Annotated in this window: 13 protein-coding genes; 7 read left to right on the top strand and 6 right to left on the bottom strand. The window is 65.1% G+C overall.

What is annotated here, in order from left to right; translation table 11 throughout:
• Window positions 1-354: 354 nt before the first annotated feature.
• The 3 genes from CKO40_RS15635 to CKO40_RS15645 form a co-directional block, all read right to left on the bottom strand.
• Window positions 355-612 (bottom strand): hypothetical protein, encoded by a 258-nt coding sequence (locus CKO40_RS15635; protein ID WP_200347252.1) that lies wholly within the window; start codon window positions 610-612, stop codon window positions 355-357.
• A 553-nt stretch (window positions 613-1,165) separates the two neighbouring features.
• Window positions 1,166-2,242 (bottom strand): homoserine O-succinyltransferase MetA, encoded by a 1,077-nt coding sequence (gene metA / locus CKO40_RS15640; RefSeq protein ID WP_200347253.1) that lies wholly within the window; start codon window positions 2,240-2,242, stop codon window positions 1,166-1,168.
• 4 nt (window positions 2,243-2,246) lie between these two features.
• Window positions 2,247-3,149, bottom strand: a complete 903-nt coding sequence (locus CKO40_RS15645; RefSeq protein WP_200347254.1) for an ATPase — start codon at window positions 3,147-3,149, stop codon at window positions 2,247-2,249.
• A gap of 459 nt (window positions 3,150-3,608) precedes the next feature.
• On the opposite strand from CKO40_RS15645, the gene CKO40_RS15650 reads away from it, so the two are divergent.
• The 3 genes from CKO40_RS15650 to CKO40_RS15660 are packed head-to-tail and all read left to right on the top strand — an operon-like array spanning window position 3,609 to window position 6,477.
• Window positions 3,609-4,685 carry an MlaE family ABC transporter permease gene (locus CKO40_RS15650; RefSeq protein WP_242477091.1) on the top strand — a complete coding sequence of 359 codons (1,077 nt, stop codon included), beginning with the start codon at window positions 3,609-3,611 and terminating at the stop codon, window positions 4,683-4,685.
• A complete protein-coding gene (locus CKO40_RS15655; RefSeq protein WP_200347256.1) occupies window positions 4,682-5,452 on the top strand; it encodes an ABC transporter ATP-binding protein in 771 nt (256 codons plus the stop codon). The genes CKO40_RS15650 and CKO40_RS15655 overlap by 4 nt, the downstream gene beginning before the upstream one ends.
• Complete coding sequence (locus tag CKO40_RS15660; RefSeq protein WP_200347258.1) at window positions 5,449-6,477, top strand: MlaD family protein; 1,029 nt, start codon at window positions 5,449-5,451, stop codon at window positions 6,475-6,477. Before CKO40_RS15655 ends, CKO40_RS15660 begins: the two co-directional genes overlap by 4 nt.
• Window positions 6,478-6,490: 13 nt before the next feature.
• Here the strand turns inward: CKO40_RS15660 and CKO40_RS15665 are convergent, their stop codons facing one another.
• Window positions 6,491-6,790: a hypothetical protein gene (locus tag CKO40_RS15665; protein WP_200347260.1), complete on the bottom strand. Its 300-nt coding sequence runs from the start codon at window positions 6,788-6,790 to the stop codon at window positions 6,491-6,493.
• A 67-nt stretch (window positions 6,791-6,857) separates the two neighbouring features.
• The gene (locus tag CKO40_RS15670; RefSeq protein WP_200347262.1) at window positions 6,858-7,046 is read right to left on the bottom strand and encodes a hypothetical protein; all 189 of its coding nucleotides are present in this window, start codon (window positions 7,044-7,046) and stop codon (window positions 6,858-6,860) included.
• A 382-nt stretch (window positions 7,047-7,428) separates the two neighbouring features.
• Here CKO40_RS15670 and CKO40_RS15675 point away from each other — a divergent pair, with 382 nt between their 5' ends.
• The 4 genes from CKO40_RS15675 to CKO40_RS15690 all read left to right on the top strand — a co-directional run bounded on the left by CKO40_RS15675 (window position 7,429) and on the right by CKO40_RS15690 (window position 12,189).
• Window positions 7,429-8,976, top strand: coding sequence for a Do family serine endopeptidase (locus CKO40_RS15675; RefSeq protein WP_200347264.1), 1,548 nt, complete (start codon window positions 7,429-7,431; stop codon window positions 8,974-8,976).
• Between the two features lie 56 nt (window positions 8,977-9,032).
• Window positions 9,033-9,710: a response regulator transcription factor gene (locus tag CKO40_RS15680; RefSeq protein ID WP_200347266.1), complete on the top strand. Its 678-nt coding sequence runs from the start codon at window positions 9,033-9,035 to the stop codon at window positions 9,708-9,710.
• A 59-nt stretch (window positions 9,711-9,769) separates the two neighbouring features.
• Window positions 9,770-11,263, top strand: coding sequence for a sensor histidine kinase (locus tag CKO40_RS15685; protein ID WP_200347268.1), 1,494 nt, complete (start codon window positions 9,770-9,772; stop codon window positions 11,261-11,263).
• Window positions 11,264-11,445: 182 nt separating this feature from the next.
• On the top strand, window positions 11,446-12,189 hold the full coding sequence (locus CKO40_RS15690) for a YceI family protein (RefSeq protein ID WP_200347270.1): 744 nt from the start codon (window positions 11,446-11,448) through the stop codon (window positions 12,187-12,189).
• Between the two features lie 187 nt (window positions 12,190-12,376).
• On the opposite strand, the gene CKO40_RS15695 is transcribed toward CKO40_RS15690, so the two are convergent.
• Window positions 12,377-14,479, bottom strand: a complete 2,103-nt coding sequence (locus tag CKO40_RS15695) for an elongation factor G (RefSeq protein ID WP_200347272.1) — start codon at window positions 14,477-14,479, stop codon at window positions 12,377-12,379.
• Window positions 14,480-14,511 lie beyond the last annotated feature (32 nt).

The following is a 14,511-nucleotide window of genomic DNA, read 5'->3' on the forward strand; positions in this document are numbered from 1 at the left end:
ATATTCCAGACGACTTTCTATCTTGATCAGATAGCTGAGCGCATGATTGTCCAAATTACAAAAGTGCTGCAAACGGGTGAAATGTCCAAAGAACGGTGGTATCCGACGACAATCAAGCACTTGCTGGACTAAAAAAATCAGTTTTCGGGAGGTCTGCAGTTTGACCTCTGCGTCTGTTCACATACGGCAGCAAGACTTGAATAGCTCAATCGAGCAATCCCCGAGCCTCGGGGCTCGCTAGACTGGCCGCCGCGCCTAGAGTCGTGCCAGAAAACGCAACGAGGCCGCTCTAAGCGGCCCCGTTGCGATCGGCGGTTTCTTGGCGGCCAGCGCGCCGCGCGCCGCTATAGCTCGCTATTGTAAGCGTTCCTGCGGCAACCAGCGGCTGATCCGGCTGCGCTCGGCCGACTCGTCGATACTGAAGAAGCGGTTCAGCACGAGTAGGGCCTCATCGAGATCGGCGCAACCGTAGTCGTCGACGACGACGTGGTTGCTGCAATCCTCGATGTGATAGTTGTGCGCGACATCATCCGCGTCGAAGCGCAGCCGATAGCCCGAGCCGGTCCAGGAATCCCACTTGTAGCGGATTACCTGTTCTTGTTCGTCAAACATCTCTCTAACCTGTTGAATCTGTAAAAACGCATTGGGGAAGTCGCTTCCGTCGAGCCATACCGGCGCCGGATTCGGGATTTCCCGAACGTCAAAACCGCCCATGTCGCAAAAGTGCGTCTGTCGGTCTCTTAACCCTTAGTCTAGGAGCGCGATCGACACTTGACAAGAGCGCTATCGGCTCCTTCTTCAGCCAAAAACGCGACCGAGTCAACAGTTTAGGCTGTTTGCCCGCCCAGCCGAGACAAGTTGTACAGATTGCAACAAAATTGCATCAACACAACAGCTGCAGGCAAAATACAACCTCGTCTGGGATCGGCCTCGCATACCACCTCTAAGCGTTTGACCTCGCTAGCGGAATCACGAGCGTTGAGCATTGGCGAGGAGGCCAGGAGCCGGCAGACTCGAGATTCAGCGCGGCCAAGTGGCGCCCTGTTGCTTGCGGCCGAGTGCAGATGCAGGCGAAGAGCAGCTGTAGGCGACAGCATAGGGGCTGTGAGGCCGCTGTAGCGGGCAATTTGACCCGCCTCAGCCCGGTCAAGCCTTGAGCAGCCGTTCAGCCGCCGCTGATATGACGCAGCGGGTCTTCGGGATCGACCCACTCCATGAACGGGATGCGGCGGTCGTTGTGAGTCACCCGGTAGATCAACCCGAGCCAGTTGCCGACCACGCCTTCGGCGGTATCGCGCCAGGTGTTGTCGAGACCGGCGGCGATGCGCTCCTCCGGAAACAGCGGCGGCTCACGACCGCGGTCGAGCGCGCGCTCGAGCATGTGCCGATACTCCTCCAGCACGGCCGAAGCCTTGCGTGAGAAGACATTCTCCGGGAACGGCGGATAGCCGTCGCGCATGCCGTTCGCGAAGAGCTGCACCTCGCGCTTGTACTCCTTCAGCAACGAGATGGTGTCGTACTCGGGATGCCCCTGGAACATCACGATGCGCAGACCGTCTGGGCTGGTCGCCAGATGGACCCCGGCCTCCTCGCTCTCGACCAGCACCCGGGCGTCCACGGCCTCGAATTGCTCGCGCGAGACGTCGTTGAAGCGCGAGTGCGGGACGTCGAACATGGTATTGGTGCTGCTGTTGAGCGGGTGCGATTGGTCAACCACCCGATGCGTATAGACCCCCCAGCGCTTGGACGGGAGCGGCTGGCGGCGTTGCCCGTACCGGAACTGCATCACCGCGTGGGTCGCCAGACAGGAGCAGAGCGTCGAGGTCACAGACTCGAAGGCCCAATCGACCACCTCGATCAACGGCGCCCAAAACGGCTGATCCGCCAGGCCCGGTCCCGAGACATTGGCTCCTGTGATGATCAGCGCATCCAGCCCTTGATCCCGCACGGTCTCGAAGGGCTCGTAATAGCGATCGATATGCGCCTGCGCCTTCTCGCCGCGGGGTAGGCCCGGCAATGAGAACGGATGCACATAGAACTGGGCGATTTGGTTGCTCTGTCCGACGAGCCGGAAGAACTGACGCTCGGTCGCGGCCAACGCTGCATCCGGCATCATGTTCAGCAGCCCGATGTGGAGCTCGCGGATATCCTGGTGGATCGCCCGATCCGACTCGAGGATGTTCTGACCCTCGGCGCGGAGCCGGTCGAAGGTCGGCAGGTCATTGTGCGCGACGATTGGCATCGGATCACCCTCGCTGGCCGTCTCGCCCCTGCGCGGCGTCGGCCTCGTCGTTGGATGACGGCGACGGCGTGCGGGCGATCGCCGTCTCGATCAGTGCCAGGAAGTCCTGCTCATCGCGCACCGCAGCGACCTCGGTCGACTCCACCGTGTAGCCGAGCGGTCGAGCGATCGCCTCGTAGCGCGGCACCCGAGAATGGAACAGGCGCGGGAAGACCCAGCGGGTGAAGTCGTTCGGATCGATGTCGGCGACGTACTCGAGTTGTTGTTCGGCGAGATAATCCTTGACCGCGGCCTTGATGAAGGCCGGCCGAAAATAGAGCGGCTTCGGATCGGCCTGGGCGCGGCGGATCAGCTTGATCTCGTCCGGCTGCGGCACGCGGATGTAGAGGATCAGGGTGTGCTGCGCCAGCAGGTCGATGACCGACGGCTCCTCGAGCTCGCACAGGCTGCCGCCGACATCGTTGACGAAGTGACTGTAGCCGTAGATCTCGCGTGCCTTGCGGATGAACTCGGGCACATCCTGCATGGCCCGGATCTCGGCATCGCGATAGAGCGCCTGGCGCCGATTGAACTCGGGCAGCGACAGGCCGCCCTTATCGGCGTCGCCGAGCTGGCCGACGAAGCTCAGCACTGGGCCGAGATCATCGACCTGGATCTTGTTCTGGAACGCGACCCAGTCCCGCCGCAGTAGATCGCGCAGGAAGGGCACCTGCATCGCCTGGGACTTGATCAGGTCCAGGATCGGCTCATCCAGATAGCGGGTGCCGATGCGGTAGTCACCGGAGTAATGGAACCAATCGCTGCGCCGCAGCAGTCTGGACAGGTAGGTCTTTCCGACCCCAGACATCCCAAGCAGGGTCACGCGCCGGTGTGGCCACTGGCGGAATTCCTCGATTGTCAGCCTCAATGGTTTCCCCTCGACACGGCCGTGCGCGAATTGTACAAATGATACGCGACGCGCGGCTCGACTCACCAGTTTGCAGCAGACCAGCCTGCGCCGCTGACCGTTTCTGCTCCGTGCCACCGACCAACCTGCTTGCGTGACCCAGCAACCTGAGCGCCAATCGCAGCGCCGATGCGCTCGATGGACAAGCCCATCGGATTGGTTTCAGATGCCTGATCAAAACGGCTGCTTATCTCGCGCGCATCTGATTAACGTGTCCGCATGGGCCATTCCGTCAGGGCCTCTTGGCGCCGTGGCCCGATCAACACGCCATCCGCTCGCGGTCAGCGCGATCCCCTTCGTCACCCACCGAGTCCGGACCCCTTGACCGAACGACCTGCCGCCGCTGACGCCCCGCCCCGACTCGGCCTTGGCCGCGTCTCGCCTGACGTTATCCAGCTAGGTCTGATTGGAAACTGGCGGTTGGACCAGCGCATACCGACCCTGACTGAAGCAGCGGCCCTGATCGAACGGGCCCGCGCCGACGCGAGTATTGCACCAAAGGCGGTCGGCTTCGACACCAGCGACTTAGCCGACTGGGACTCGGCGTTGGTCACCTTCATCGCCGGCATCGAACGCCTATGCCGAGAGCGCGATCTCGGCTGCAACGGCGACGCACTCCCGGCAGGTCTGCACCGGCTGCTCGAGATGGCACGAACGGCCCCGTCCGCTGACCAGGACGGCCCACCCGACCGCGGACCGAGCTTCTTGACCCACCTCGGCCTCGATCTGGCCGATCTGGTCCAGGGCACCGGTGAGATCATGACCTTCTTCGGCGAGGGGGCCATTGCCGTCCGCCATCTGGTGATCGGCAAGGCGCGCTACCGGCACTCGGAGCTATGGCTGCTGATCCAAGAGGCCGGTGCCGATGCGCTGCCCATCGTCAGCCTGGTGAGTTTCCTCGTCGGCATGATCCTGGGCTACATTGGCGACCAGCAGCTCGCCCAGTTCGGCGCCAGCATCTATGTCGCCGACCTGGTCGGACTGGCCACGGTGATCCAGATGGGCGCCCTGATCACCGGCATCGTACTCGCCGGCCGGACCGGGGCCGCCTTCGCCGCGCATATCGGCACCATGCAGGTGAACGAGGAGGTCGATGCGCTGCGCACCTTCGGCATCCAGCCAATGGAGTTCCTGGTGCTGCCGCGGATGCTCGCGCTCATCCTCATGACACCGCTGCTGACCCTCTATGCGGACCTGCTCGGCATCCTCGGCGGCGCCTTCGTCGGCACCACGGTGGGCGGCGTGACCCTGACAGCCTATCTGGTCCAGACACAAGCAGCGATCGGTTGGAACCACATCATCCAGGGCCTGATCAGCGCCACGGTCTATGGCGCCATCGTCGCCGCCTCGGGCTGTCTGCGCGGGATGCAATGCGGCCGCAGCGCGGCCGCCGTCGGTCAGGCGACGACCTCGGCGGTGGTGACCGCAATCGTCTTCATCGTGATCGCCGCGGCGGTCCTCACCGTGATCTTCGACGCGATCGGACTCTCTGGATGACGGCAGTCGAGCAGGATCAGCCAGACTTTGCGATCCGCCTTGAGCAGGTCGCACTCGGCTATGGGGATACCCTTGTGCAGCAGGACCTGAGCTTCGGCATCCGGCGCGGCGATGTCTTCATCATCATGGGCGGCAGCGGCTGCGGCAAGAGCACCGTGATGCGGACGTTGACCGGTCTGCTCGCGCCGCGTCAAGGCCGCGTCCTGCTGCGCGATGCGAGCCTGTGGGAGCTGCCCGAGGCGCACCGCGCCCCGCTGCTGCGCCAGGTTGGCGTGATGTATCAAAGCGGTGCACTCTGGAGCTCGATGACGCTCAACGAGAACGTGGCATTGCCATTGGAACAGTACACCAGACTCACCGCGGCGCAGATCCGCGCGGTCGTCGACTACAAGCTGGCACTGGTCGGACTCGCGGGCGTTGGCGGACTGTACCCGGGTCAGATCAGCGGCGGGATGCGCAAACGCGCCGGGGTAGCGCGCGCGATGGCGCTGGACCCGGATATCCTGTTCTTCGATGAACCCTCCGCCGGACTCGATCCCCTGTCGGCGCGGCGGCTCGATGATCTGATCCTCGAGCTGTGCGCGAGCCTCGGGACCACAATGGTCGTGATCACGCATGATCTCGACAGCATCTTCCTGATCGGTGACGACGCCGTCTTTCTCGACGCCGAGACCCATACGATGCTCACCACCGGCAATCCCCGCCAGCTCCGTGATCACAGCAAGATCCCGGAGGTCCGCGCCTTCCTGAGACGAGGTGAATCATGAGCCGCGAGGCCAACCCGACGATCATCGGTGGTTTCGTGCTCGGGGCCGTCGCCCTGGTCGTGATCGGCATCCTCGTCTTCAGCAGCGGTGCCTGGTTTCGCGACCGCATCGAGGTCGTGACCTACTTCCCCGGATCGGTGCAGGGGCTCAGCGTCGGCGCCGAGGTGCAGTTCCAGGGCGTACCGATCGGCCAAGTGGTCGAGATCGGCGTGGACTACGTCGCCGATCGGGACAGCTTCCGCATCCCGGTGCGCTACGAGGTGTGGCCAAAGACCATCCATGTGTTCGGCGATCTCGAGGGCAAGAACCCGCGTGATCTGTTAGAGCGGCTGGTCGCCGAGCGCGGCCTGCGCGCCCAGTTGGAGTCGGTCAGCTTCGTCACTGGCCAATACCTGGTCAGCTTGAGTCTGAATCCGAGCCTACCGGCACACAGCGAGCCGCCGAAGGCCGGTGATGCAATCCGCATCCCTGCCGTCGCCGCTACGCGCGACCGGGTCCAGCAGATGCTGGAGAATCTCCAGCTCGATGAGCTGGTCGACACCGCCACCGAAACACTCAAGGCGCTGCGCGCGCTCGTGGCCTCACAGGAGACGCGCTCGGCCCTGACCAATCTGAACCAGTCGCTCGCCAGCATCGCCGCCTTCATCAAGCGCGTCGATGACCAGCTCGACCCGTTCAGCGAGCGCGCCGACGCCACCCTGTCCGAATATCAGCAGCTCGCCGAGACGCTCAGCGCCGAGGTCAAGCCGACGCTGGCAGCATTGAGAGCGGCCGCGCGTGAGGTCGACTCGACCGCGGCCTCGCTCAAGCAAGAGGTGTCGCCACTCGCGAGCGCCGCCCGCAATGCCCTCGAGGAGGCGGCAAGAACGATGCAAGCGATTGATCAACTGACCGGCGAAGGCTCATCGACCCGCTACGAGCTCGATCAACTGCTCGCGGCAGCGACCGCTGCTGCACGCTCGGTGCGATCGCTGGCCGATTATCTCGAACGCCATCCGGAGGCGCTGTTGCAAGGCAAGCGCTGAGCCCGAGCCTCGATCAGTAATAGACCCTGTCGGCAACCCCGTTGACGACCGAGACGGTCGCGAGCCCGTCCCGCCCCATCGGACAGAGATAGTTGACGACGATGATGGTCTGAACCGCTGGATCGGCTTCGGCGCGCACGAGTGCCCCAGACCTCAGCGCGCCGCTATCGAGCAGCCGGCAGCCGCAATCAACGAGGTCTTCGGTCGTCATCCCGACCTCGGGCACGCAGCGCGACGAGGTCTTTGGGACAGCGCAGGCGCTCAGCACCAGGATGGCGGCGAGCAGTGCCGGCCATCCCCTCCGCAGGCTCATGAGCAGGACGCCGCGACGACACCGCCGTCAGCGGCCTGCGGTCGACCCACGACCTGATAGCGCAACGCTAGACCTCCCGCTCGACATCGGCCAACGCATCCTTCAGCGCATTGAAGATCAGTCGCTTGGCCTCGGCCTCATCGAGCTCAGGGACTTCCCAGCCCATGATCCGGCCATACTTCTGCACGAGATGTCGAACATCGTGCACCAGCTCGTTGTGGTAACGGCTGATCTCGACCTGCTCCAGGCTTGCCATGACATGCTCCCCCATTCGGTTCGACGAGATCGCTCGGCCTGTCGATTCGGCGAATCGACAGGCATCGTCTCAGTGGTCGATGGTGATTCTTTGCGGTACCGCCCACGCCGAACGCGCGTCGGCATTCGGACGCGGGCATTGTCTCACTGCAGGCAGCCGGTTGCGACTCATCGATGAGGTCGTGAACCAATATCGCTCTGACTGTTCCAGTCAAGAGCGACGCACGATCCGATCCCGCTTCCTCGGGCGCGGGCGCGGGCGCGGGTTAACAATGATTAACCTCTCGGCAACCAGGTGTTTAAGGGCCAGGCCCAACACTGTGACAATCAGGTGGCGAACCCCGGATCGCCACGCATCCTTCAACCTATTCAGGAGCTCGACAATGTCCCTCATCCATCGAGACCCAGGGAATGCGCAGCCCAGGTTTGCAAAGACGCTGGCTCAGGGCACCAATCGCCTCGATATAGGGCGTCTCTTCTGGGTCGCGACCCTCGGTACCGCCCTGACGCTATCCGCGGCGCTGGCAACCAATGTCGCCGTCGCGGCCGAGCCGATACCCGACCCGTTGCACGAACCGGCCGGCCCACCAGGTTTCGCCGATGTGGTCGAGCGGGTGACCCCGGCCGTGGTCAATGTGACCGTCGCTCAGGAGGCCCGTCAAACGTTATCGATCCCGGGCGGCTCGGTGCCGGATGAAGGCTCACCCCTCTACGAGTTCTTCAAGCGCTTCGGCGGCCTCGACGAGATGCCGGTGCCAGGTCCCCGTCAACGCCGCGGCGAAGGCTCGGGCTTTCTCATCGACGCCGAAGGCCACATCGTGACCAACCACCATGTCGTCGAGGGTGCGACCCTGATCGAGGTCACGCTGAACGATGGCGATCAATACGAGGCCGAGGTGGTCGGGCGCGATCCGAAGACCGATCTGGCGCTGCTCAAGATCAAAGCCGATGAGCCACTCCCGCACGTGACCTTTGGCGACAGCAGCGGCGCCCGTGTCGGCGATTGGGTGCTCGCGGTCGGCAACCCGTTCGGGCTCGGCGGCTCGGTCAACGCCGGCATCATCTCGGCGCGGGGCCGCGATATCAATTCGGGACCCTACGACGACTATATCCAGATCGATGCGCCGATCAACCGCGGCAATTCGGGCGGGCCGCTGTTCGACGCGCGCGGCGTGGTCATCGGCGTGAACACTGCGATCTTCTCGCCGAGCGGCGGTAACATCGGCATCGGCTTCGCGATCCCGGCCGAGACGGCGGCCGACATCGTCGCCGAGCTGAAGACCAAGGGACGCGTCGACCGCGGCTGGCTGGGGGTTCAGATCCAGCCGGTTAGCGAGGAGATTGCGGCCAGTTTGGGCCTTTCGGAGGTGCGCGGCGTCCTCGTCGCCGACGTGATCGCCGGAACGCCGGCCGAGGCCGCCGGCATCAAGAGCGGCGACGTCATCCTCGAGGCCGCCGGTGAGCGGATGGAGGATTACCGCGATCTCACGACGCTGATCGCCGGCATCGACGCCGGAACCCGGATCAAACTGGAGGTCTTCCGTGGCGGCCAAACCCGGATGATCCCGGTGACGATCGGCGAGATGCCGCGTGAGGACCTGGCCCAGACCGCCACCGACGATGAGCCTGCCGGCGACGAGCCGCGTATCGGGCTCTATCTCGCCCCCCTGACGCCGGAGCTGCGCGCCGAGCGCGGCCTCGAGGCCGACGCACAGGGTGTCGTCGTCGCGCAGGTCGCACCGGGCAGCCCGGCACAGGCCGCAGGCATCAAGGCCGGCAGTCTGATCTCGATGGTCGGTCAGCAAGCGGTCACGAAACCCAGCCAGGTCGTCGAGGCCGTTCAGCAGGCCGCAGCCGAAGACCGGCCTTCGGTGCTGCTGCGGGTCGAGCAGGACGGTGAGCAGCGCTTCATCGCGGTGCCGATCGGCTGACGGGCCTCGCCGAGTGATCCGCAGAACCGATCGCAAGCGGGGGGATGGGCATACCGATGCGCGTACTGGTGATCGAAGACGACCCGCAGCTCTCGGCCTACCTAGGCAAGGCGTTCGGCGAGATGGGAGCAACCGTCGACCAGGCCGAGAACGGCCGCGACGGGCTCTTTCTCGCTGCCGGCAACAGCTACGACGTGATGGTTGTCGATCGCATGCTGCCGGAGCTCGATGGCCTCGCGATCATCCGCACGCTGCGCGCATCGGGCGATCAGACCCCGGTCTTGATCCTGAGCGCACTCGGCGAGGTGGACCACCGGGTCGAAGGGCTGCGGGCCGGGGGCGACGATTATCTGGTCAAGCCGTTCGCGTTCTCGGAACTGCATGCGCGCATCGACGCCTTGATGCGCCGCGCCTCGCCTGGCGAGGCAGCCCCGACCCGCCTCAGCGTCGCCGACCTCGAGCTCGATCTATTGAAGCGCGAGGTGCATCGAGCCGGCCAGCCGATCGCGCTTCAGCCCAGGGAATTCAAGCTGCTCGAATACCTGATGCGACATGCCGGCCAGGTCGTCACACGGACGATGCTGCTCGAGAACGTTTGGGACTACCATTTCGACCCACAGACCAACGTCATCGATGTTCACATCAGTCGGCTGCGGGCCAAGATCGATAAGGACTTCGAACAACCGCTTCTACAGACGGTCCGGGGGGCAGGCTACATGCTCCGCGCCGATTAGCTCATGCCACCGCGCCAGCAGTCCATCCGGCTCGGCGCCCGCCCCTGGGCAGGCGGGGCATGGACACTGAGGCCAAGGTCCAGCGGCTGCAGCGCCGCGCCCAGCTTGCCGCATGCTCAGCGCTCAACCGGCTGAGGCATTCATCCCGTTTCGTGCTGACCAGCTCCACCTTTCGGCTGGCTCTGCTCTATATGCTGCTGGTCGGGGTCTCGGTAGCGATCCTGCTCGGCTTCATCTATTGGTCGACAGCGGGCTACATGGCGCGTCAAACCGACGCGACCATTGGCGCCGAGATCCAGGGTTTGGCCGAACAATACCGACGTCGGGGACTCGCCGGCCTCTCGACCCTGATCGCCGAGCGCATCGCGCGCGACCCGCACGGCGCTTCGGTCTATCTGCTGACGGACCCGAAGGGCGAGCCCATCATCGGCAACCTCGCCAGCTGGCCCGCCGTCGAGCCCGATGCCGAGGGCTGGGTCCAGTTCCTTGCCCGGCAACCCACCACTGATGCCCCGATGAGTGGCTACGCGACCCGTGCCAAGGTCTTCCGGCTGCGGGGCGGCCTGCGACTGTTGGTCGGACGCGATGTGCGCGAGCTCGTTGCAATCCGGGAGCTGATCCTGGACGCGCTCGCCTGGGGTCTGGCGATCACGGTCGGTTTGGCATTGCTCGGCGGGTGGCTGATGAGCGCCAGCATCGTGCGCAGGCTGGATGGCATCAATCAGGTCAGCCGCGAGATCATGCAGGGCGATCTGACCCAGCGTGTGCCCCGCCGCGGCACCGGTGACGACTTCGATCAGCTGGCCGAGAACCTGAACCGGATGCTCGAGCGCATCGAGACACTGATGGTCAGCATCCGCCAGGTCTCCGACAACATCGCCCACGACCTGCGCACACCGCTGTCCCGGCTGCGCCACCGGCTCGAGCTACTGCGTGGCGAATCCATGACGGAGGATGCGCGCGCCGAGGTCGATGTCGCCATCGCCGACGCCGACGAGCTCCTCAGCGCCTTCAATGCGCTCTTGCGAATCGCCCGAATCGAGGCCGGCAGCCGGCGCGCCGCGTTCGCTGATCTCGACCCGCTGACGCTGCTGGAGGATGTCGCGGAGCTCTACGAACCGCTAGCGACCGAGTCAACCCAGCAGATTCAGGTCGAGACAGAGGTCACCAGCGCGCCGCGCGGCAGCGACGGCAGCCCATGCCACCTGCATGCCGATCGCGATCTGCTGTTCCAGGCCCTGGCCAATCTGGTCGACAACGCCATCAAGCACACGCCGAGCGGCGGTCAGATCCGGCTCCAGGCCGCGTGCACCGGCCAGGGTGTCGAGCTCAGTGTCACCGACAACGGCCCCGGCATCCCCGAAGCGTTGCGCGCCAAGGTCCTGCAGCGCTTCTTTCGGATCGAGGAGAGCCGCGCCGCACCGGGGCACGGGCTTGGCCTCAGCCTGGTGCAGGCGGTGGCCCAGCTCCATGGCGCCGAGCTCAAGCTCGAGGATGCCGAGCCCGGACTGCGCGTGCGGCTGCGCCTGCCGAACCGCCCGATGCCAAGCTGAGCCAGGTATCGGGACCCGCCGCGATGAGCGATCTCTGGCCACCGGGGCTGCCAGCCCTTTTTGGCGCCAATATTGGGAGTGATGTTGGGATCAGCGTCATCCGCTCGCATACAAGGGGAGAATCTCAACCCGTCGACGCCACGCCGACGAACTCAGCACCACCCCCACCATGGAGTCATCTGATGAATCGACTGATCCCAACACTCTTGTGCACCACGCTGGTCGGCACGCTCAGCGTGCCGAGTGCAATGGCCGGCTGGACCCTCGACCCCGAGCATTCGCAGGTCGCGTTCGTCTCGATTAAGAGCCACGATATCGGCGAAGCGCATCATTTCGAAGAGATCAGTGGTCAAGTCGACGACGAAGGCCAAGCGCAGATCACGATCCCGCTCGCGAGTGTCGAGACCCTGATCCCGATCCGCAACGAGCGCATGCGCGAGATGTTGTTCAAGACCGCCCAATACGATACCGCAACCCTGAGTGCCAAGATCGACCCCAACCTGCTCGCCGAGATCCAGCCGGGCGAGATCGTCTCCGTCGTCGCCGAGAGCACGCTCAGCCTGCATGGGCAGAGCCAGCCGTTGACCCTGGATATGCAAGCGGCGCAGATCGACGCCGATACGCTGATGGTCGCCAGCACCAAGCCGGTGATCCTCGATGCGGCCAATTTCGGCCTGGGTAAGGGCGTCGAGAAGCTGCGCGAGATCGCCGGCCTCGAGCGCATCAGCAAGGCCGTGCCGGTCACCTTCGTGCTGACCTTCGACACCGATCAGCCGGCCACTGGCGCGACCGCGGCGGGTGACACAGCGGCCCCGAGGGCCACGCCCGAGACGATGGCCCAGTATCAGGCATATCGCGCGACCATCGAGGCGATGACGGACGAGCAGAAAGAGGCGATTGCAGCCCTCTTCGGCGAAGCCCGCTAACCGCGGTGCACAGCGGTGCGGCTCAGGGCGCTGCGGCGCCCTGCTCGGAGCAGGTCGTCAGGTCAGGCCGCCGGGCCAGATCACCGGCCCAGGTCGCCGGGCCAGATCACCGGCCCAGGTCGCCGTGCCAGATCACCGGCCTCGATCACCGGGCGAGGTCGCCACGTCAGGCCATCAGGCCCAGCCATCACACCAGATCGAAACGTTCGAACTGCATGCTGTACTGACCGCGGCCCTGCGTCAGGCTGCGCAGCTCGGTGGTATAGCCAAGCAGCGCCTCGAGCGCGACCTCGCAGCGGATGCTGCTGGACCCATCGCCAGCCTCTCGATCGGTCTCGGTGGCCTGTATCACAGCACGCCGTTGTTGCAGATCGCCGAGGACCGTCCCGAGGTTCGCCTCTGGCACGACCACATCAACCCGCATCACCGGATGCAGCGCCGCCGGCGAGGCCTCGGCGAGCGCCTTGGCGAGGGCGCGGGCCGCAGCCGCCTGCAGCGCCTCGACCGTGGTCTGGGCACCGAACAGCTCGACCTCGACGAGGACGATCTCGACATCATCCACCGACGCGCCCTGCAGCGGCCCAGCAGCCACCCCTGACGCCAGCCCTTCCTCGAGCGCCTGGCGCTGTTCGGCATTGAGCTCGGCCCCATCCGGCCGCAGACGCGGCTCGCAGACGAACCGATTGCCTTCACCACGCGGCCGCGGCGCGACCTCCACCGCGGCCCAAGCGCTGAGCTCGGGCTGTTTGCCGTCGGGACTCGCAGGGCGACTGTGCAGGATCTCCGCACGCGCGGCGCGCGCGATCGTCTCACGCACCGCGACCGCCGGCCGCCCGCTGCGGACACTCAAGCCGAACTCGCGCTCGAGGCGCTCGAGGACGATCTGCAGATGCAGCTCACCCATCCCGCGCAGCAGCCGCTGGCCCGTTTCCGGGTCCTCCTCGACCTTCAGCGTCGGGTCCTCCTGCTCGACCTTGTCCAACGCCTCAAGCAGCTTGTCCTCATCAGTGCCGGCACCCGGCTCGATCGCGAGGCTCAGCACCGGGCGACGCGCCTCGATCCGCTCGAGCATGAGCAGGTGCTCGGGATCACAGAGGGTGTCGCCGGTCACCGCATGGCGTAACCCGGCCAGCAGCACGATCTGCCCCGGCCCAGCCGCGTCCAGACGTGTCTTGCGCCCGGCATCGACATCGAAGATCCGCGCCACATGCTCCTTGAGGACGCGCCCATCAGCGGTCTGGAACGCGATGCTGTCACCGCCCTTTAGCCGATTCCGGTACACCCTGGTGAAACAGTGTCGTCGGCCATCCCACAGCTGCACCTTGAAGACCAGCGCCGCGAGCGGGCCATCGTTGCCGATCGCGACCTCCTCGGTGCTGCCGTCGGGCCGTCGCGCCGAGGCCGCCGGCCGATCGAGCGGTGCCGGGAGCAGATCGACCGCCGCATCGATCACCGGCTGCACACCGAGGTTGCGCAGCGCGCTACCGCCAAAGCAAGGGAAGAGGCGTCCGGCCAATGTGCCGCGGCGCAGCGCCGACAAGACGACATCGGGCGGGGGCTCACCGCCCTCGAGCACCAGATCCGCAAGCGTCTCGTCGGCATCGGCTGCCGCCAGCAGCAGCGCCTCGTGCAGGTCGGCCACCGGCTCCCAAAGACGGTCCGGACAGGGCTCGCTGCGCACCTGCTCGCCTTGGACGCCATCGAAATGGAGCAGACGGCGGTGCAGCAGATCGATGCAGGCATGCTCATCGGGCAGCGGCACGGTCATCGCAACCGGCTCGACATCGAGCCGCTCGCGGATATGCTTGAGCACGCGTCTGAAGTCGGCGCCCGCTCGATCCACCTTGTTGACGAAGAACAGGACCGGCAGCCCGAAGCGGCTGCGTTGGCGCCAAACGGTTTCAGTCTGCGGCTCAACGCCACGCACGCCGTCCAGCACGAGAATGACCCCATCGAGCACGCGCATGGAACGCTCGACCTCGATGGTAAAATCGACATGGCCAGGGGTGTCGACGACCTGGAGCAGGTGATCTCGCCAGGGCGCCTTCGTGACTGCGGCAGTGATGGTGATGCCGTGATCCTGCTCCTCGGCCATCCAGTCCATATGGGCGGCGCCATCATGCACCTCGCCGATCTTATGCGAGGCGCCGGTGTAGAACAGGATACGCTCGGTCAGCGTCGTCTTGCCCGCGTCCACATGGGCGGCAATGCCGATGTTGCGCACATGCGCCAGCGCGGTCGGCGCCTGAGCCTTTCGCTGATTGCGAGATTGCTGACTGGATTGACTCATGTCCTACCGTCGGTCTGAATGAATGTTGGCCC

This window comes from Halochromatium glycolicum, assembly GCF_016584085.1.
Classification (GTDB): Bacteria; Pseudomonadota; Gammaproteobacteria; order Chromatiales; family Chromatiaceae; genus Lamprobacter; species Lamprobacter glycolicus.

What these genes read in the sequence shown, in the direction of transcription:
- CKO40_RS15635 (WP_200347252.1), bottom strand. Translation starts at nt 612, where the DNA reads ATGTTTGACGAACAAGAACAGGTAATCCGCTACAAGTGGGATTCCTGG.
- metA (WP_200347253.1), bottom strand. Translation starts at nt 2,242, where the DNA reads ATGCCAATCGTCGCGCACAATGACCTGCCGACCTTCGACCGGCTCCGC.
- CKO40_RS15655 (WP_200347256.1), top strand. Translation starts at nt 4,682, where the DNA reads ATGACGGCAGTCGAGCAGGATCAGCCAGACTTTGCGATCCGCCTTGAG.
- CKO40_RS15660 (WP_200347258.1), top strand. Translation starts at nt 5,449, where the DNA reads ATGAGCCGCGAGGCCAACCCGACGATCATCGGTGGTTTCGTGCTCGGG.
- CKO40_RS15665 (WP_200347260.1), bottom strand. Translation starts at nt 6,790, where the DNA reads ATGAGCCTGCGGAGGGGATGGCCGGCACTGCTCGCCGCCATCCTGGTG.
- CKO40_RS15670 (WP_200347262.1), bottom strand. Translation starts at nt 7,046, where the DNA reads ATGGCAAGCCTGGAGCAGGTCGAGATCAGCCGTTACCACAACGAGCTG.
- CKO40_RS15675 (WP_200347264.1), top strand. Translation starts at nt 7,429, where the DNA reads ATGTCCCTCATCCATCGAGACCCAGGGAATGCGCAGCCCAGGTTTGCA.
- CKO40_RS15680 (WP_200347266.1), top strand. Translation starts at nt 9,033, where the DNA reads ATGCGCGTACTGGTGATCGAAGACGACCCGCAGCTCTCGGCCTACCTA.
- CKO40_RS15685 (WP_200347268.1), top strand. Translation starts at nt 9,770, where the DNA reads ATGGACACTGAGGCCAAGGTCCAGCGGCTGCAGCGCCGCGCCCAGCTT.
- CKO40_RS15690 (WP_200347270.1), top strand. Translation starts at nt 11,446, where the DNA reads ATGAATCGACTGATCCCAACACTCTTGTGCACCACGCTGGTCGGCACG.
- CKO40_RS15695 (WP_200347272.1), bottom strand. Translation starts at nt 14,479, where the DNA reads ATGAGTCAATCCAGTCAGCAATCTCGCAATCAGCGAAAGGCTCAGGCG.